The 18,099-nt window shown below is 43.9% G+C and carries 13 protein-coding genes; 5 read left to right on the top strand and 8 right to left on the bottom strand.

The window, feature by feature from the left end; all coding sequences use genetic code 11:
* Positions 1-10: 10 nt before the first annotated feature.
* Together SHEWPOL2_RS01940 and SHEWPOL2_RS01935 are read right to left on the bottom strand one after the other, a co-directional pair.
* Positions 11-1,999 carry an MtrB/PioB family decaheme-associated outer membrane protein gene (locus tag SHEWPOL2_RS01940; RefSeq protein ID WP_037425517.1) on the bottom strand — a complete coding sequence of 663 codons (1,989 nt, stop codon included), beginning with the start codon at positions 1,997-1,999 and terminating at the stop codon, positions 11-13.
* A 14-nt stretch (positions 2,000-2,013) separates the two neighbouring features.
* Positions 2,014-2,970, bottom strand: a complete 957-nt coding sequence (locus SHEWPOL2_RS01935) for a DmsE family decaheme c-type cytochrome (RefSeq protein ID WP_037425566.1) — start codon at positions 2,968-2,970, stop codon at positions 2,014-2,016.
* Between the two features lie 700 nt (positions 2,971-3,670).
* Here SHEWPOL2_RS01935 and SHEWPOL2_RS01930 point away from each other — a divergent pair.
* Complete coding sequence (locus SHEWPOL2_RS01930) at positions 3,671-5,308, top strand: lactate permease LctP family transporter (RefSeq protein ID WP_037415799.1); 1,638 nt, start codon at positions 3,671-3,673, stop codon at positions 5,306-5,308.
* Positions 5,309-5,461: 153 nt separating this feature from the next.
* Here the strand turns inward: SHEWPOL2_RS01930 and SHEWPOL2_RS01925 are convergent, their stop codons facing one another.
* Both SHEWPOL2_RS01925 and SHEWPOL2_RS01920 read right to left on the bottom strand, forming a co-directional pair.
* Positions 5,462-5,899 carry a DUF417 family protein gene (locus tag SHEWPOL2_RS01925; RefSeq protein ID WP_037425515.1) on the bottom strand — a complete coding sequence of 146 codons (438 nt, stop codon included), beginning with the start codon at positions 5,897-5,899 and terminating at the stop codon, positions 5,462-5,464.
* A gap of 13 nt (positions 5,900-5,912) precedes the next feature.
* The gene (locus tag SHEWPOL2_RS01920; protein WP_037415794.1) at positions 5,913-6,446 is read right to left on the bottom strand and encodes a carboxymuconolactone decarboxylase family protein; all 534 of its coding nucleotides are present in this window, start codon (positions 6,444-6,446) and stop codon (positions 5,913-5,915) included.
* 104 nt (positions 6,447-6,550) lie between these two features.
* Between SHEWPOL2_RS01920 and SHEWPOL2_RS01915 the strand changes: the two genes are divergently transcribed.
* On the top strand, positions 6,551-7,372 hold the full coding sequence (locus SHEWPOL2_RS01915; RefSeq protein ID WP_037415791.1) for an AraC family transcriptional regulator: 822 nt from the start codon (positions 6,551-6,553) through the stop codon (positions 7,370-7,372).
* 87 nt (positions 7,373-7,459) lie between these two features.
* Here the strand turns inward: SHEWPOL2_RS01915 and SHEWPOL2_RS01910 are convergent, their stop codons facing one another.
* The 4 genes from SHEWPOL2_RS01910 to SHEWPOL2_RS01895 all read right to left on the bottom strand — a co-directional run bounded on the left by SHEWPOL2_RS01910 (position 7,460) and on the right by SHEWPOL2_RS01895 (position 14,178).
* Positions 7,460-9,157 (bottom strand): toxin-antitoxin system YwqK family antitoxin, encoded by a 1,698-nt coding sequence (locus SHEWPOL2_RS01910; RefSeq protein ID WP_037425511.1) that lies wholly within the window; start codon positions 9,155-9,157, stop codon positions 7,460-7,462.
* Between the two features lie 10 nt (positions 9,158-9,167).
* Positions 9,168-11,405, bottom strand: a complete 2,238-nt coding sequence (locus SHEWPOL2_RS01905; protein ID WP_037425508.1) for a hypothetical protein — start codon at positions 11,403-11,405, stop codon at positions 9,168-9,170.
* Between the two features lie 364 nt (positions 11,406-11,769).
* Positions 11,770-12,810, bottom strand: coding sequence for a porin (locus tag SHEWPOL2_RS01900; protein WP_239642728.1), 1,041 nt, complete (start codon positions 12,808-12,810; stop codon positions 11,770-11,772).
* Positions 12,811-12,825: 15 nt separating this feature from the next.
* The gene (locus SHEWPOL2_RS01895; protein WP_037425562.1) at positions 12,826-14,178 is read right to left on the bottom strand and encodes an FMN-binding protein; all 1,353 of its coding nucleotides are present in this window, start codon (positions 14,176-14,178) and stop codon (positions 12,826-12,828) included.
* Positions 14,179-14,364: 186 nt separating this feature from the next.
* Between SHEWPOL2_RS01895 and SHEWPOL2_RS01890 the strand changes: the two genes are divergently transcribed.
* From SHEWPOL2_RS01890 to SHEWPOL2_RS01880, 3 genes are all read left to right on the top strand, one after another.
* Entirely contained in the window at positions 14,365-15,492 is a 1,128-nt protein-coding gene (locus SHEWPOL2_RS01890) for an FAD:protein FMN transferase (protein WP_037425505.1), read from the top strand.
* 162 nt (positions 15,493-15,654) lie between these two features.
* Positions 15,655-17,424 carry a PhnD/SsuA/transferrin family substrate-binding protein gene (locus SHEWPOL2_RS01885; RefSeq protein WP_037425502.1) on the top strand — a complete coding sequence of 590 codons (1,770 nt, stop codon included), beginning with the start codon at positions 15,655-15,657 and terminating at the stop codon, positions 17,422-17,424.
* 10 nt (positions 17,425-17,434) lie between these two features.
* Positions 17,435-18,034: a response regulator gene (locus SHEWPOL2_RS01880; RefSeq protein WP_037425499.1), complete on the top strand. Its 600-nt coding sequence runs from the start codon at positions 17,435-17,437 to the stop codon at positions 18,032-18,034.
* The last annotated feature ends 65 nt before the right edge of the window (positions 18,035-18,099 follow it).

The raw sequence follows: 18,099 nt of genomic DNA, 5'->3' as shown, positions 1-18,099 counted from the left end.
CTCTTATCAATCAAGGCAGCAGGTAGCTGAAGGTAAACATCAGCAAGTGCGCGTTGTAGTTATGGTTTAAGTCGCCTAGGGTGATTAACCCAGGAATGCTATTGACTGCGGATTGGCTATAGTCGGTGTCGTAATAACGCTCGTACTGATAACTTAGCTTGAGCCCCATACGCTCACTCAGAGCGTAGCGACCATAGAGCTCGACACTGTGGTTATAGGAGTAGTAATCACCGTATGGCTGGATCTCGTTATAGGTGATTAAGGTATCGCTTGCGGAGTTGGAGAATTGATAATTCCCACCAAGTGTCAGCCTGTCATCGAATAAACCACTATAGGTAAATCCCGCACCTAAATTGATAAATTCATCAGCAACATCGTTATACCTGTCTGGTGAGGAAAACGATTGGCTACCTGCGATGGCGGAGTCTATCCATTGTTGGCTTGCAGAGGCATAGAGGTGCAATTGCTCAGAGAGTTGCATCCCCAATTGCAGGTCATAACCATAATCGGTCGATTCTGTTAGGCCTATAATGGTTTTAGCGTAATCATCCTTGGCATAATATCCATTTAAATCAATAGTCAACCACGAAAGTGGTACATAATTCACCTTCAGATCAACCGCCTGACGCTCACGGTCTGCGAGATAAAACTTACGCAATAGTGGATTTTCTTCAATCGAGGTATTTTCGACAGCGTTGTAGACCGAGCCGCTGCGGTTCTCATAGCGCCCACCAAAATCAATCACAGTGTTTGCCAAGGATCTGATATTCAGCTTGGCCCAAAATGCGTCATCATGGGTTTGTTCTCGCTCAAGGTAACTGCGTTCTACCTCTTTACGGTCGTAGCCTCCCATGAGGCGATACTCACTGTTAAAACGGTAACTGCTGTGGAGTTTGTATGTCAGCCTTTCGATGTCCATGAGGACATTTTGCTTAAACGCACCACTGACATTATCAAACTCTAATTGCGCAAACTCCCATACAGAGCTTTTATTATCGCGTTCGCTATAGTCAACCTGACCGTTAACACGCCATCGCGGGCTTAACATATTGCTGAAGCCAATCCGCGCATCTAAGGTATCAACCTGACCATCCCAGCTTTGTAACGGATTACCACTGACTTGGATTAAATCGCCATCTTGAAGCATCCGTCCAGCGGCGAGACGGCCATTGACGTTGCCACGTCCAAGCATGTATTGCCCAGATAACGAGACTTGATGGGCATCATTATCAGGCGTAGCAGCATACACATCGGGCGAATAAGGTAAGCTTAAGTTATTAATATTATTTCGGTAAAAACTGCCATGGTAAGCCAGCTCGCTTAACCAATTTTCACCCGAAATATTAAGGCCCGCATTGAGGTTTTCAGTGTTAGCATCAACAGGCAGTGCAAAGTTAACAGGGCGAGGAGTTACTAAACTACTGCGACGATTACCCGTTTTTTGTTCGTGGTCGTAGTTAATAAACGCCTGCATGACGCCATATTGCGCGGCTAATCCCAAGCCCACCTTTTCGCGTTCCAGCTGTAAATCGACATCTCGAGTCGCAGTGTCTGGCAAAAGTAGGCCATTGTTGTGCCACAACTGCGTTTGCGCTCGGCTGTCGTATCGAGTTAATAATTGATAATCAAGGTTCAGGGCATACTGTCCAGACCGACCCGCATCAAGGTGGGCATAGCTGTTCTCTAGTCCCAATTGATATGCTTGAACATTAGCTTCATAACCCGCATTGCGATAACCTACGTCCGCATCCATAGCCGCGCGCAATCCATCGCTGGCATCGCCAAAGGCATTCCCCGCATGAATATCATCATTCTCGGCCCAGCCTGCACTTAACTGCAGCTCACCTTGATAACGCTTCTCTCCTATGCAGCTTTTACACTGATAAGCATCCAACTTTAGCCCTTGCAGATTAGCTTTGTGCACAGAAAAGTCTGCAGCACTCACACCACTGGTAGCAGCAAGCAATCCCAAGGTAATGATATTAAGTTTAAAAGACATGGCAGACTCCTTAATCAACGGGCAAAATTGCTGCCGCTAGGGTGGTTGGAGCCATGGATTTGGCTATGACAATTGAGGCATCCCATACCAGCACCAAACGCGTCAGAACCTGGTTGAGTGACCACCCGACTAGCATGTCCATCATCGGCATGACATTGTTGGCATAGTTGAGGGACGCGTTGCTTGACGAGCGCGTCATTCACACTGCCGTGGGGATTGTGGCAAGTGGAGCAGTTTTCGGTCACAGGAGCATGTTCCCACAGGAAAGGACCGCGTTTTTCCGCATGGCAGCTATAGCAAGTGTCATTAATTGAGGTCTTTTTTAAGGCACTCTCATTAAATGAACCGTGGGGGTTATGACAATCGATGCAGGTCATGTCATTCCACTTTAATGGATGAGATGAACGCTTATTCATATCGGATTTCTGCCGAGTATGACAAGAAGTGCACACTTGGCTCACCTGTTGCTTTTGCAGTACCGGATCTTTAGCTGCATGGACTTTATGGCAATCCGCACAGGCTATTTCTTCCATGTTATGTAAGCTGCTATGCCAGCCACTTTGCTCAGTTTTTTGATGGCAACCTAAACAAACGGTATTTTGGCTAGGTGCTGACAACGGACTGTCAGAACCAAAGCTAATCATTGGCTCCTTGCCTCCTTGATTGTGCTGTCCGAGTGGCCCATGGCATGCCTCGCATTGCAATCCTGCCATTGGGGATTTGCTATTATTGATATCGCCATGCACCCCATCAAAAATAGCCATAACGGTGTTATTTTTACGATGGCACATTAAACAAGTATCTGCGCCTTTAGCGGAATATTTACCTTCAGCAAACTTATCTGTGAGTATTTTTTCTATTTGCTCTCCCAGTTTGGGACTTGATGAAATTTCTTGAGCTTTAACAGATGGAGATAATATAAGGAACAGGCTCGCTCCCATTATCAGAGTTTTAATTTTACGCCATCTCATATTTAATGCCTTATGGTTAACATGACTTAGCAGTGGAAAATCCACTTTTATAGTAACCACAAAAAAACCAAGGTTAACGATTGTTAATAATAAACATCCAATAAGCCAACCCACATCTAAAAACCACTAAAAACCTGCCTTAGATCACTAAAAAAACAAAAGAAAATCATTCTCAAAAATCATCCAATACATTGAAAGTAATAAAATTAAAAAAATAAAACCAGAAGAAGAAACTGAAATGGTTAATTTATTGTATTAAAGTTGTTTTGATTAAACCCAAACATTCACTAAGACTAATTATATTTTGATCACATTTCAACAATCCTAGATTTCTAATATAGAGAAGAAGTTGAAATTAATTAATCACTAAAATAAATTAATTTAAAATTAATAATAACCAGATATATGAATTAATTAATATAACGTTATCACCGGCTAAAATTCAGTTACTCTAATAAAGATAAAACTCTTTCAATATAATAAATAAAAACTAATTTAGCTAAATAGCATTAACGCACTAAATTTATGCACTCACTCGCCAGCCATCTGACTAAAACCCTATGCCTCCACATATAGCGTGACCAAAGTCACTTATCACAACAAGAAACATTACATCTACATCACCAAACATTAGTATCTGTGACGTTGCGTATGCAATACCGTTTATTAACATACTATAACTACATGGACCTACCTCCCTATGACTTGGACCCAAACTTATACGCCACTTGGTAGCTTGTGGCTAACTGCAATAGTCGCCTTACTACCTATTGTATTTTTCTTTTTAGCTTTGACGGTGTTAAAACTCAAAGGTTATATTGCCGGAGCTTTAACTTTATTGATTGCCCTAGCGGTTGCAATAATTACTTATAAAATGCCTGTCACTATGGCGGTTGCATCTGCGATATATGGTTTTAGTTATGGTCTCTGGCCTATAGCTTGGATCATTATTACCGCGGTATTTTTATATAAAATCACCGTTAAAACAGGTCAATTCGAGATTATACGTTCCTCTGTCATTTCAGTGACAGAAGATCAACGCTTACAAATGCTATTGGTTGGTTTCTCATTTGGAGCCTTCCTTGAGGGAGCGGCGGGTTTTGGTGCTCCCGTGGCTATTACTGCGGCATTATTAGTCGGGCTTGGATTCAATCCGTTGTACGCAGCAGGACTTTGCTTAATCGCGAATACAGCGCCTGTAGCCTTTGGCGCGATGGGAATTCCTATCATTGTCGCAGGTCAGGTTTCATCACTTGATCCATTCCATATTGGACAACTCGCTGGCCGTCAACTGCCAATATTATCGATAATAGTGCCATTCTGGCTTATTGCGATGATGGACGGTATTAGGGGAATTCGTCAAACATGGCCCGCTACATTAGTGGCGGGCGTTTCATTTGCAGTTACACAATTTTTTACCTCAAACTTTATCGGTCCTGAATTACCCGATATTACTTCTGCTTTAGTCAGCCTAGTTTGTTTGACATTATTTTTAAAAGTATGGCAACCAAAAGAAATTTTCACTTTTTCAGGAATGAAGCAAAGAGCTATTACGCCAAAATCTACGTTTTCTAATAGTCAGATATTTAAAGCTTGGTCTCCATTTATTATTCTTACCGCGATTGTAACCCTGTGGAGTTTAAAAGATGTACAACTCGCACTAAGTTTTGCCACTATCAGTATCGAAGTGCCTTACTTGCATAATTTAGTGATAAAAACAGCCCCGATTGTGACTAAAGAAACCCCCTATGCTGCAATATATAAACTCAATATATTAAGCGCTGTAGGAACCGCCATTCTATTAGCCGCAATAATTTCAATTTTTATTCTTAAAATGTCAGTAAGCAATGCACTTAAATCATTTAAAGAAACATTAATTGAATTAAAATTCCCGATATTATCCATAGGCTTAGTATTAGCATTCGCTTTTGTAGCAAACTACTCAGGTCTATCTTCAACCTTAGCGTTAGTACTGGCAGGCACTGGAGTGGCTTTCCCGTTCTTTTCACCATTCTTAGGTTGGCTAGGGGTATTTTTAACCGGTTCAGACACCTCATCAAATGCTCTTTTTGGTGCGCTGCAAGCCAACACTGCAAACCAAATTGGTGTAACACCGGAGTTATTAGTCGCCGCAAATACGACTGGTGGGGTAACAGGAAAAATGATTTCGCCACAATCTATTGCGGTTGCCTGTGCTGCTACAGGGTTAGCAGGTAAAGAATCTGATCTTTTCCGCTTTACTCTAAAGCACAGTCTATTTTTCTGTACTTTTATTGGTTTACTCACAGTGATCCAAGCATACATAATACCTTGGACACTCGTGTTTTTTACTAAGTAAACTTTTCCTATCAAAAATATCAAAATGCCGAGTGAATTATCACTCGGCATTTTTTATATTTACGATAAAAATAGTTGGCTGTGCTTATATCAATGACTTTATTTAAATGGACGATATGCACTGCACATATATTTACGTTGTCATGCTAATAGCTCAAGATGCCCGAATGAGTTGCGCCTTATTTTGATTAAGGTAAGACCAAACCACACCCAGAAATACCAGATCCTTGAGAATAAAGAACTCGGTAACGGGTACACCATCAACCAACTTCCATACCGAGGGTAAGGTCAACAGGAAGCTCAGCGTCATGACAAAAGTGATGAGTGCACTCAAACTCGCCCAGTAACCAACACGTGGGCGCCAAATTCCTATCACCAGCCCTATTGCTGTGACTATCTCAACCACACCAATTAAGTTAGATACTCCCTGTTCAGATAAAATGCTATAGAGCCAGTTCATCAAAGGATGACTTGCAACGAGAGGACGAATTGCTGCCGCTTCGGTTGGCGTAAACTTAAATATGCCAATCCAGAGGAGTGTCAGTACCACACCGCCAAGAGCAAGCAAAAAACCTTTATCATATTGTTTCATAAATGCTCCTTGGCTAAGGACGCAAAGGAACTATTGGGAAATCAATTTCTGTTGCAGCCAAATGATTTCCATAGTTGGTCAGGGTGTTGACTACAACTTGGCCGAGTACTTCAAGCATTAATTCATCATCAACGCCAGCGTGACGAACATTAGCAAGTTGTTCATCGGTGAGCACTCCACGTTGATGAACTAACGCGGTCGCCAGTTGCAGCAAAGCATTATCGAGAGGAGACTCTGCATTTCCTTGACGCGCAGACTTTATCGCGTCAACTGATAAGCCGGCCTTACTCGCTAACAATGTATGTGCAGATAGGCAATATTGGCACTCATTACTTTGGCCAATTGCCAACGCGAGTAATTCACGCTGAGTCGTCGTTAACCGCCCCTTACCTAGTGCGTCAGCAAAAGCCAAAAATCCATTAAATAACACTGGCGAGTGAGCTAACGTGGCATATAGGTTAGGTACCATACCAAGGTTACGCTGCATTGCCGCAAAGCTTGGTGCAACAGTTGAAGAAGGTTGAGAAACAGGTTTAATACGGCTCATAGTCGTGCTCCAATTTAATTGTGTAAGTTACGGTTGATAGCTTACAGCCCACAATGATACGATTTATCGCAAATAGTCCTTAATTAAACACCTATCGTCTCAAAATGGATCCTCTCTCAATTCTATTGGCTCATACAGCGCCACGTGCTTCGATGTTTTTCGCTGGTAACTTATGCCAAACCTCGCTTAGCCAAGATTATCCTGAAGGGGGCCATCTACACTTGCTTAACGCGGGTGCGATGACGCTTTATCAGGAATTTGATGAACCACGATTGTTAACAGAACCTTGCCTAATCCTTTTTCCTCGGGGGCTTAAACACAGCATGGAACCCGTTGATGCTGAAGGATGTGATCTCGTCTGTGCGAGCGTTTCATTTGGACAAGGAAACCAATCCCCAATACAAATGGCACTCCCCAATGTATTAGTGCTACCGCTGAGTGAACAGCCAGAATTAAAACCGCTAGTCACCCTACTTTTTTCAGAGGCATTTGCGAATCAATATGGCCAAGCCCCCATTATCACTCGCTTGTTGGAGACCGTATTTATCTTATTGTTGCGTTACATCGTTGATAATGGCCACACTCAACAAGGCATATTGGCTGGATTATCTGATCCACGACTAGCGCGTGCGATTGGTGTGATGCATAAGCGTTATGAGGAAAAATGGACAGTAGCAACACTCGCGAAAGAAGCGGGCATGTCTCGCTCACGTTTTGCGGCTCATTTTCAACTGTTGACGGGATTATCGCCACTTGAGTATCTGACTCAGTGGCGAATGATGATGGCATGCCAACAATTATTGGCTGGGGAACCTATTGCTCAGGTTGCACTGAGTGGTGGATACAGTGGCAGTGCAACCTTTGCACGCGCATTCGAACGAGAATTTGGAATGCCACCAGGACGCTGGCTTAAAGCACACCGTTAGCGCTGATGTGCATTAACTCATCCTTGAGCTAATACGTTCAGTTCACCTCAAATCGCCCAAGATGGGTTCTGGGCGATTACCGTTCTGCTATTGACCGACATCAACCCCTTTTTGATAGTGATACACGGATGAGGCTTCACCATTGAAGTAATACACTAATTGACCGTGTAATTGATTATCAACGTACTCCTCGCTTCGCTCCAAGCTGCCATCTTCGTTAAAACTGTAGCTTTTACCTTGCAAGCGGCCTTTATCATCATATTGCATCAGCCCTAATAAATGGCCATTTGCCGAAAACGCTTGCCAGCGACCAACTTCGTGGCCCGCACGATACTGCCCGTGCCAGAGCTTAACATGGTTATAGCTACTGTCATCAACCAACCATTTACCTTCACGTTGACCGTTCACATACTGGCCTTGAGCCTGCAATTGTTTATCAAAGCCACGCTGTAAATACGCACCATGTAATTTTTCGTTTTGATAAAACGCTTGCAGCATTAGCGTGCCATCGGCGGCGATTTCGGTTTGTTCACCGTTAAGCAGGCCTTGTTGATTAAACTGCTCATTACGGGTCATATCAGCGTTTTTGGTCACCCACCTACCGACCTTTACACCGAAATGATATTGCCCGGTGACAAATCCACCGTCTAAAGCATTATCTTCGCGATATGCACCGTGCATTTTACCTTTGCTGTAGTTAATCCGTCGGACATAACCATTCCAGCCATCCCCAATATACAAACCGTCATACAGTCCCTTGAGTTGTTCTTCCCGTTCAATCAACTCACCGGTTGCAGTAAAACGCTGACGCAGACTCCAGTCCTTTACAGTATCACGCTGATATTGAGCGGTTAATGCTCCAGTTGCATCGAAACGTTTTTCAGTAGTTAGCTGGCCTTTGGCAAGATACTGGGTGTCAGTTTGGCTTGTTACTTTACCTTCATCATCGTAGCTAATATTTTGAATTTCGCGGCCATCCTTATCATACAATTGTTGCGCTGCTAACCGCCCTTGTGGATCAAAACGCTGCTGTATCCCTACCTGCTTATCATGCTGATAATGTTTAATTTCCTGTAACACATCTGCCGCTTGGTACACCAACACTTCGCCATGTATTTTGCCGTTAAGATAAAACTCTTTGGTGAATAACCAACCTTCCTTTGTCCAATACAGTCGCTCACCTTCTCTTTTTCCCGCCACCATATTCACGGTTTGCTCCGGCTGTCCATTGTTATGGAAGCTTTCATAAAGCCCTTCCATACCGTTAGCGCCATAGGTTACCCGTGTTTGCAGCTGGCCATTGTCAAAATAACTTTGCGCTAATCCAGATTCCACACCATTCACATAATGTTGATGGTCGCGTAATTGACCATTGGTATGGTAACTTTTCTGCTCTCCATGTAACTGGCCGTTCAGGTAGTGGTACTCTCCCGAGAGTTTTCCATCTTCCCAGTAATGCAAATGTGTTCCCTGATAACGCCCTTGTGCATCGCTACTTCCCTTGCGAGACAGTTGACCGTCGGGGTAGAAGAACTCGAAATCACCAACGATATAACTCTCCGCTAAATTGGGGCTGTTAACGCGGCCCTTAAAAACCGGTTTATCCGTCTCCAGATAAAATAGCTGCACTGACCACTCGCCATTTTGCGCCGTTGCCGCTTGCTGCTGATAATAGATGGCTTCACCCGGCACATCGCTGAGGCGCCATTGTTCGTCGAGTAAGATCCGCTCCGCAGACAAATTAAATGACATCAAGAGCACTGATAATAGTAATAAAACTCTCATATTCGGCTCCTTAAGGTAATGCTGGGAAGGTGGTAACCCACTGCTTATTCACTGGGTCGCCGCTGATGGTCAGATATTCTATCGCGGCAGCTCGCCCTGCCAGCACAAACCAACGCTCCTCACGTAATATTTGCTGCAACGGGCGCTGATAAAAATCACTGCCATCACCTTGAATAGCCGGAGCTAACGCCACATTCTGCGCATTTAAAAAACGATAACGACGCATAAAGTCGGCCACCGTTTGAGTCGTATCCAAATTGGGCAGTTGGGTGATATCAATCAGCCAACCGTGTTTAGGTTGATAGGCAAGTGCTTGCCATTGAGGAGTACCAGTGCAGGCTAAAGTGCTGGCCACACGGATACCATAAAAGTTACGACGGATGCCATCGGCACTCGTCAGTTGATACTGCACAGACTTATCGAGCTGCTCCACTAAGCTGTTTTCAGATTTGATAGATGTCCATTGCAACGTGTGACCATCGACTTGGGGCGCATCCACCACGCTTAAACGACACACGGCGGCCTGCTCGGAGGTTAACTGTAAACCAACGCCGTATTTAGCCAGCATTTGTGGTTCGAGTAATGCGGGAGCATCGGGAATAGAGGGGTGCGGCTGCTCATCGTAACGCGCATACATGTCATCACGGTAAAGCGTTGTCTCATACACTGGGGGATAGTTGGTATTTTGCATGTAATCGTTCATAGGAATAAAACGAACATTTTTAGTCAATTCGCGACTATCCGCGGCAGTATTAACATAAATGGTGAGCGTCGGCGGCTCAGCAGGAAAGCTAAACAGGGTGGTGGATTGATATTGCTCCGATGAGACTAACGCCAACATATTCAGCTCAGCAGAGGTTAACCAATCCGGCCCTGTCGTAGTCGGGGTTTGGTACTTCAGCATAGCGCCTTCAGCCCCGTCAAATCGGCCAGTCAACCAAGATGTATTGGTCGCATCCTTCGATGTCAGCAGATAAGTGAAGGGTTTATCGGCAACGGGGGTCAACTCCAGTTGTAAATCTTGATACTGCAAGGTCACCGTTTTGCTTGGATCTGGCGTCAAGGTCAGTTTGACCAGTTTCGCCCCTTGATAATGGGCTTTAGCACGAAACTCAGCTACCTGATCAAACAGTGTCGAGGGCTCGTTCCAGCCGATAAGCAAATGTTGCTCAAGGGAACGATAAAAACCACCCTTTTCAGGGTAACTGTAACCACCGACCTTAAATAGTTGTATTGGCAGCACGCTGCCATCGGCACTGTGGGCGGTGATATCGGTTAAGTGAAAATCACCAGAGGCTTTTAAACCTGAAACATCATGCTGATAAGCAAGGCTTAGTTGGTCATCACTTAGGTCAAAGTAACCTGCATCAAGCGCAAATACCGCCTCTTCCGCTAAGGTTTTATTCGCATCTTCTAGCACTAATTCAGGTTGTTTCGGGTACTCTGTTGGCGGGAAATCGTAATCAAAACCCACTCGTTGCGACAGGTCACCCAGCTTTCGCTCACTGGGCACCATTATCACATTGCTGCGCATCACGCCTTTAAAACCATAACGCTCAAATGGCGCTTCAGCGACTAAAGCCATCTGCACTAGCCAACCTCGCTCACGCTCGAGCATCAGTTGGCCGTAAATGTTGGCTTGGGCACCGTCACTTTGCACTTGAGCCAGTACATGTGTCTCTGTGACTTTTAACACGGTAAGCTTGGCATTAGCATGGCCTTGATAGGCTGGAAGCGCAACGATAGCGCCCTCTTTAGCGGGTATGCTGTTAAGAAAGACCGATGAACTAAATAGCTTTTTAAGCTCCTGCTCCAGTTCAAGCCCCCGCTCAGCCAACTGCGCTTGCCATACAGGCTTGTTGAGTGCGCTAAATGCTTTAACGCTGCCATCGTCTAAATTTAATGTAAATTCAAAACCCTGTGAAAAAATAGCGTGCATTTCAGGGTTCCGTTCAGCCCGTTCGCCACTACTCACGCCACTCCCTTGACCATCACGCATTTTCATATAATCGACATGCACTTCAAACCGACTATTTGTGCCCGTATCGAGAACCTTATAACGCAATAATTGATGGGATGTGGTATTCACTGTTTCGGTACGACTATCCGTATCAACTGTAATCTTGGTGGAGCTATACACTTGATATGCACGCTCTTCACCTTTTTTAGGATTAAACTCCACATCAGCATCCCCAAAGGAACAGGCCGATAATAGAAAACAGCTCACTACGCTAACCAAATACTTCATGGTTATTCCTTGTAACTAAATAATTAAACGCCGCATTATGCCCGTTCATGCAACATAAATAAAATTATTAGGTTATTTTTTACTTATATAGTAGTCATTAGCATAGTATTTTTTCTATGCAGGCTTAACGGCTATTTGGCGTGTCGCTTAATGCTATATCTTTCGAGGGCTGAAGAAGGAGGGAATATTAACGAATTAGAAAAGCACCGAACTCAAAATATCACGAAATAGTGGTTTAAAGCAAAAAATACTGCCAGCGCAACAAAGTAAACACCATATTGCAAAAATAACAACTAAGCTAAACAATTATCACCTTGCTAAATGCAGTACATAACTTAGCAAGGTGACAAACTATTGATAAATTTTAGAAGTCGTAACGCATACCAAGGCTAACAATGGTATCGTCAAAATCATCATATTGCTTCACATAAAACTGACCGATTTCGGTGTGTAGCCGTGTTGACTTACTTAATTTATATTCAGCACCAATCGCCCACTGAGAGATTTCTGGCACCTCATCAATTAGGGTGTTTTTACTGGCATAAACACGATTAGCGATTAATCCGGTACCGGAGTTATCAAATCCATATTGGGCCTTTAATGATAATTGGCCTAATTGATATTTGGCACTAACGATAACACCATCACCTTCACGCTGTTGCCAATCGATTTTATCGGTATTCACCAATTTTGAATGTTGTAGCATTGTCGCAAACTGCCATTTATCCCACTTATATTGGACAACACCACGGTAAGCTTCAATATCTTCCACACCATCACTGTAGGCAACAGCAGCGTACACATCACCCGTTTTAAAGAACTTATCACCATAGGTAACCGCTAACTGGTAATTGCCATTATCACGGCGGTTATCATTATTAGTGTAATGATTGTCCTCCAATAAATAGCTCACACCTAATTGCAACTTATTCCAATGGGCGGATTTGTATTCAAAGGAGTCCCCCCAACGCTTATCACCGGCAAATAAACGGTCATGTTTTAAGGAGTAATTGTCCATTGCATCAGACATCCCCTTAGCCATTTTAAATACCGGATCAATCCGTCCAACCGCTAAGGCACCATAAGTGCTGTGCTTCACACCAATAAATGTTGGGCGTGCTGAGAATGGTTTATCGCCACTATCTTGGCTCTCACCATTTACGCCAACCTCAATTTGGTAAAACAGTGAGGTGCTGTCGGTTAATTGGCTAGCGCCTTTAATACCGATGCGCGTAAAGTTATTTTCTAATACGGTGCCGCTTTTATTTTTATGCGTCGCACTGCCACTATCGGAATTGGTTACCGAATAATCGATACGACCATAAAACTTATGTTCATCGGCCACGGCCTGTGTAGCACATAGCGCCAAGGTAAGCATCGAAATAGCAAATGATTTATTCATCATGTTAGGTATCCAATATTACTGAGCAGGTAAGGCATGTTCATTAATCACGCCATCGGCACGCATTTGCTTGTACAACACATCAGCGAGTCGCAGATAGTTGTCCCAGGCATCTGAACGCTTAGTAAAGCCGGTTTGAGCGTAACTACCGGTATCACCTGCCGCAGGTAAATCATTAATATTGAACAGCGAACCACCCTCTTTCAGATGCGAAGATAAGGCATCAATCATCACGTTAAATCCGATACGCGCGGGTTCAACATAATTAATCGAGTCATATTTGGATTGGCGATAAAATGCTTTCAATGAGGCGTCTTGGATATCTTTCTTCTCGTCAGCAAAGATTTCATCGTAATGGGCATGGGTAATTTTGTGGCTATTTTTATCAACCACTAACCGCAACATCGCGGTAACGCCTGTCCAGCGACCTTTTTCATCGAGCAATTTTTCGGCTTGCTGATAAAAAAGCGCATCACTCGCTCCTGCTTGAATCCGACTATGGATCTTAGCGGTCAAGGGGATCATCGATTGCTGAATGCTGTTTGAGGCGCCAGCAACAATATCAATACCTTTATATTTTAATCGGTTAGGCTCGCTGAGCTGGTTGCCTAACTTAGGATCGTAGTGAGGATTTAACTCAAAGGTAAGTTGGTCTTTTTCCATCATTAACTTTTCCATGGTTAATGCGGATTGTACCCATGCGGTACCTTTCTTTTTGCCCATAGAAAAATTGTATTCAGACATACGCTTAGGCACATTTTGGTAAAGGCGGGTATAGTAATTCGGACGACCACTCTCATTAAACTCGGCCAGGATCACATCCTGAAGGTTGTTTGAATCCACTACCACCAACATGCTACCCATATGCCCTTGACGGAAACGGGCTTCTTCAAAGTAGTAATCACCTTTCACTAAGCCTAAACGCGGTTGGATAGACCATTTCAGTTTAAAATCATCATCCCCTGTTTGGCTGCGAGCACCCACGGTTTGATATTCAGGCTTACTGCCATCTACACGAGGTAAATCATTGATTGCTTTTAAAATACCATTAGATGAGTAGGTTGCGCCTGAGATGGCATCAATCCCCTCATGACCATTACGGCTCACAATCTCGGGTAGCAAACGCTCAGCATTAAGGTACAGTGACTCGGTTTCTTTATGTGACAGAGTTTTTACCTGAGTGATATTCCCCTGCTCAACCTTAACTTCAAGGGTGATGTCGCTCTTTTTACCCTTACCACTGACATGATGGACGCCATCAATATATTTCCCCTGCGGTGCAGTATTAGCACAACCTGCTAAGGCAAATGTTGCGAATGCAACCGCACTAACCAGCAAACTTTTTTTGAAATGTAATTCAGATTTCATCATATAACGCTCTTCAACTAATGAACTTGCCGCCAGCATAGACCTCGGAAAGAATTCGACAATTGCGGATAACCGCAATATGCCAACCTCAATTCAAAATAGTTGAGTTAGCTAACACTTTGCTGATTGATTACTGTCATCAACTGAAATTCATGCTACTAATTTAATCGTCATCAAGATGGGGGATGTATGAAATATTTATTATCTTTTACTGTATTAATTTATCTCTTTTTTACGCCAACAATGGCAAATGCGACTTTTTCACCATTCGACTGCAATACCAATGCAACATTTAATTATGAGCACGGAAAAGGCAGTATGAATACGTTAAAATATTTTGGCACTTCCATTACCATTGATATTTATGAGGCAGACAAAAACAAAGCCTACTCAGCATTATGCCATGCACTTAATGTGGTGCAGGAATATCATTATTTAGCATCAAACTTTAGCACTTACCCTGGCTACACCAATATCCAGACTATCAATAATAATCCTGAACAATTACACCATATCGATGCAAAACTCACCGAATTATTAGCAACCAGTATTGAATGGCATGGCATTACCCAAGGCCGATTTAACGTTGCCTTAGCCCCCGTGTTAGAAGTTTGGCGAAGCTATCGAAAACGTTGCCAACAGGGCGGCACATGCGAACTACCCAGTGATATCGAGTTAGCCAACGCGGCAAAATACATTGATATAAAACAGATAAAACTCGATGTGAACAATAATACCATTCAAATGAAACCAGGAATGAAACTGGATTTAGGCGGTATAGCCAAAGGTTGGATGGTTGAAAAAGTGTACGACCAATTAAAAGCCGATAATATTACTGCCTTTATGATTAATGCTGGTGGAAATATTCGCCATTTTGGCACCCACCCAAATGGCCGCCAATTTATTACGGCTATCGAAAATCCATTAATTCGCAAATATCAACTAGAACATAAAGATAATATCGAGACTAATAGCGGTGATATTTACCATGAAATCATTCAAGGTGAAGATATAACCATTGTATCGAGTGGAAATTATCTCAATTATTACACTGTGAATGGCCAAGAGTATCATCACATTATTGATCCAACGACACTCTATCCGAAAAATGAAGGTATCTCAGTATCGGTTATTATGAAGAATAAACCCATTCTTGCTGATGTGATTTCAACCAGTTTGTTTTTATTACCGATGCCTGAAGCGCAAGCCTTAATAAAGCGTATTGGCGATATTGAAGCGGTATGGTTTCTGGATGAACAAGGCACCAAAATCGCCACCCCACAATTTGAACAATATCGCGCTAAACTCACCCCTTAGGCTAATGTGTGAAGCGGCTCAATACATCAGCAATCACTAATAGGCATAATATGGCCACTATTTTTGGCTATCAGCTCAGCATCGCGCAGCCTATTATACAGCGATGCTGTAACGTCTTGTTGTGTTAACCACTAAATGAAATCGCCCAGTCAGGTTTAAACCATGTATCAATTCTTCACTCGATTAATGTTTATCCTGGCCCTTTTTATCGGCTTTAAGCTGCCTGCCATTGCCGCCGATAGCCATACAAGTGATCCGGTGCGAATAGGCATAATGGCGTTTAATGAACCCGATGAAGTCATGGCCAATTGGCAGCCTACCGCTGATTGGCTGAGCCAGCAGTTGCATCGTCCGGTACAACTCACGCCATTAACGCCAACTCAATTAGATGAAGCACTCGCTAAGCAACGTATCGACTTTTTAATTGGCAATGCCCTCACCACGGTCGCATTTAAAAAAAACTATGGTACCAGTCACTTACTCACCCTAGTCCATAACCGCGTGCATTCACCAGAGCAGAGCATCGGCTCTGCCATCGTCACGCGAATTGACAACAACCTGAGCCAATGGGCACAACTTAAAGATGAAAAGTTGGTATCAAGCGATCCACAAGCCTTTGGCGGATTTCAAATTTTTGCAGCGACGATGGCAACCAAAGGCATCAATGCCTACCGCGATATTCCTCAGCTGCGCTTTATTGGTTTTCCACAGCAAAAACTATTGCAAATGCTGTTATCGGGTGAGGCTGATGTTGCGATATTACCTAGCTGCGTATTGGAAAATGCACTAGAGCGAGGACTCATTCCAGCGAATAAATTAAAAGTGGTCCTTAAGCAACCGCATCCTGATTTTGCCTGCGAAGTGTCCACCCAGTTGTATCCCGGCTACGCCTTAACCAAATTAGGCCATACGGATCATAAACTTGCTACCCAAGTGGTCACCAGCCTGTTGCAAATATCCCCAGAGAGCCAAGCGGCGGTGCAAGGAAGATATCAATATTGGTCGGCTCCCGTGGACGATAGCCCGGTATTTGAACTGTTAAAACAATTAGAGCAATGGCCATTTGTCACTAACTGGCAGCGATTACTGCACAATGCCTTACCTTGGGGTGCAAGCTTCATTTTTGCCTTGCTACTGGGCTATATTCATCACTTAAGGGTTAAACGTTTAGTGGTCAAACGCACCCAAGCCCTATCTGCCGAAATAACCCATCATCAGCACACCCAAAAAATCTTACTCGAGCAACAACAACAGTTTTACCGCGCCCAACGGGTACTGCTGACGGGCGAAATGGCCTCAGGCATTGCCCACGAGCTAAAACAACCCCTGGCCGGTATTCGCTATCTCACCCAAGGCTGTTTATATCGGCTAGATAACACCCAAGCCGAACTTGCTACCGCGCTCAATAAGGTCATTAACCAAGTCGATAGAGCCCAAACCACTATCCATCGTCTGCGCACATTTTGCCAACAAACCAGTGATTACCAGCCCTGTGATTTACGCGCCGTGATAGAAGAAACCTTGACCTTGATGCAACCTGAATTTCAGCGGCTCAAACTCAGCCCTAAAGTCAACTTACAAACCTTACCCGTATTTGCCGATGCCAGTTTGATCCAGCAAGTGCTGGTGAATTTATTACGCAATGCCCTAGATGCCATGGAAAACAGCCCCCATAAGTCATTGATTATCGACACAGGTACCACAAGCGAAAGCGTCTATATTCATATCACTGACTCGGGTTGCGGCCTGAGTGATAACGCCCTCGAACGCTTATTCTTTCCCTTTGAAACCTCCAAACCCCAAGGGCTTGGCCTAGGCATGGTTATCTGCAAACGCATTATTGAGGAACACAAAGGCAAAATTGAAGCACAGCACGCCGCGCCGGGGTTAACGGTAAAAGTCACCCTGCCACTCAACCAGCCATCAGCTTAAGAGAGCTCAAATGACACCACTTTACCTTGTAGATGATGATCAAGATGTACTGGATTCGTTAAGCTGGATGCTTGAAGGGATGGGGCTTAACTGCAAAGGCTTTAACGCTGCGGATACGTTTTTAAAAAGCGTTGATATCAAGCAACCCGCCGTACTTTTGCTCGACATCAAAATGCCAGGTATGGACGGCGTGGCACTGCTAAGCCATTTAAATCAAGTGCAAAGTGTAATCAGCGTCATCATGCTCACCGGTCACGGCACCATTGCCATGGCCGTAGACTGCATCCAACAGGGCGCACTCAACTTTCTTGAAAAACCGGTTGATGGTGAGAAGCTATTTCAGCTTTTAACCCAAGCCCAACAACATACTGAGCAAAAATGGCATCAACAAAATTTGCAATCAGACATTGCCAATCGACTCGCCACCCTCAGCCAGCGTGAAACGCAGGTGATGGAAGGCATACTGGCAGGGAAAATGAACAAAGTCATTGCAGCGGAGCTAGATATCGCGCAGCGAACCATTGAGTTGCATAGGCAAAAAGTCATGCAAAAAATGCAGGTGAGTAACGCCGCCGAACTTGCTTGGTTGCTAGCCAATCATAAATTTTGAAATTAAGCTTATGATTTAATGAGCCTAATTCTTAGTCGCAGTGAGACAAAGCTCGCTCACTGCGA

It is taken from the genome of Shewanella sp. POL2, assembly GCF_000282755.1.
In the GTDB taxonomy this organism is placed as follows: domain Bacteria; phylum Pseudomonadota; class Gammaproteobacteria; order Enterobacterales; family Shewanellaceae; genus Shewanella; species Shewanella xiamenensis.
The sequence above is the reverse complement of the archived record's forward strand: the minus strand, read 5'-3'. Positions and strand labels throughout refer to the sequence as shown.

What these genes read in the sequence shown, in the direction of transcription:
- SHEWPOL2_RS01915 (WP_037415791.1), top strand. Translation starts at nt 6,551, where the DNA reads ATGGATCCTCTCTCAATTCTATTGGCTCATACAGCGCCACGTGCTTCG.
- SHEWPOL2_RS01910 (WP_037425511.1), bottom strand. Translation starts at nt 9,157, where the DNA reads ATGAGAGTTTTATTACTATTATCAGTGCTCTTGATGTCATTTAATTTG.
- SHEWPOL2_RS01890 (WP_037425505.1), top strand. Translation starts at nt 14,365, where the DNA reads ATGAAATATTTATTATCTTTTACTGTATTAATTTATCTCTTTTTTACG.
- SHEWPOL2_RS01935 (WP_037425566.1), bottom strand. Translation starts at nt 2,970, where the DNA reads ATGAGATGGCGTAAAATTAAAACTCTGATAATGGGAGCGAGCCTGTTC.
- SHEWPOL2_RS01940 (WP_037425517.1), bottom strand. Translation starts at nt 1,999, where the DNA reads ATGTCTTTTAAACTTAATATCATTACCTTGGGATTGCTTGCTGCTACC.
- SHEWPOL2_RS01925 (WP_037425515.1), bottom strand. Translation starts at nt 5,899, where the DNA reads ATGAAACAATATGATAAAGGTTTTTTGCTTGCTCTTGGCGGTGTGGTA.
- SHEWPOL2_RS01880 (WP_037425499.1), top strand. Translation starts at nt 17,435, where the DNA reads ATGACACCACTTTACCTTGTAGATGATGATCAAGATGTACTGGATTCG.
- SHEWPOL2_RS01905 (WP_037425508.1), bottom strand. Translation starts at nt 11,405, where the DNA reads ATGAAGTATTTGGTTAGCGTAGTGAGCTGTTTTCTATTATCGGCCTGT.
- SHEWPOL2_RS01920 (WP_037415794.1), bottom strand. Translation starts at nt 6,446, where the DNA reads ATGAGCCGTATTAAACCTGTTTCTCAACCTTCTTCAACTGTTGCACCA.
- SHEWPOL2_RS01930 (WP_037415799.1), top strand. Translation starts at nt 3,671, where the DNA reads ATGACTTGGACCCAAACTTATACGCCACTTGGTAGCTTGTGGCTAACT.
- SHEWPOL2_RS01885 (WP_037425502.1), top strand. Translation starts at nt 15,655, where the DNA reads ATGTATCAATTCTTCACTCGATTAATGTTTATCCTGGCCCTTTTTATC.
- SHEWPOL2_RS01895 (WP_037425562.1), bottom strand. Translation starts at nt 14,178, where the DNA reads ATGATGAAATCTGAATTACATTTCAAAAAAAGTTTGCTGGTTAGTGCG.
- SHEWPOL2_RS01900 (WP_239642728.1), bottom strand. Translation starts at nt 12,810, where the DNA reads ATGATGAATAAATCATTTGCTATTTCGATGCTTACCTTGGCGCTATGT.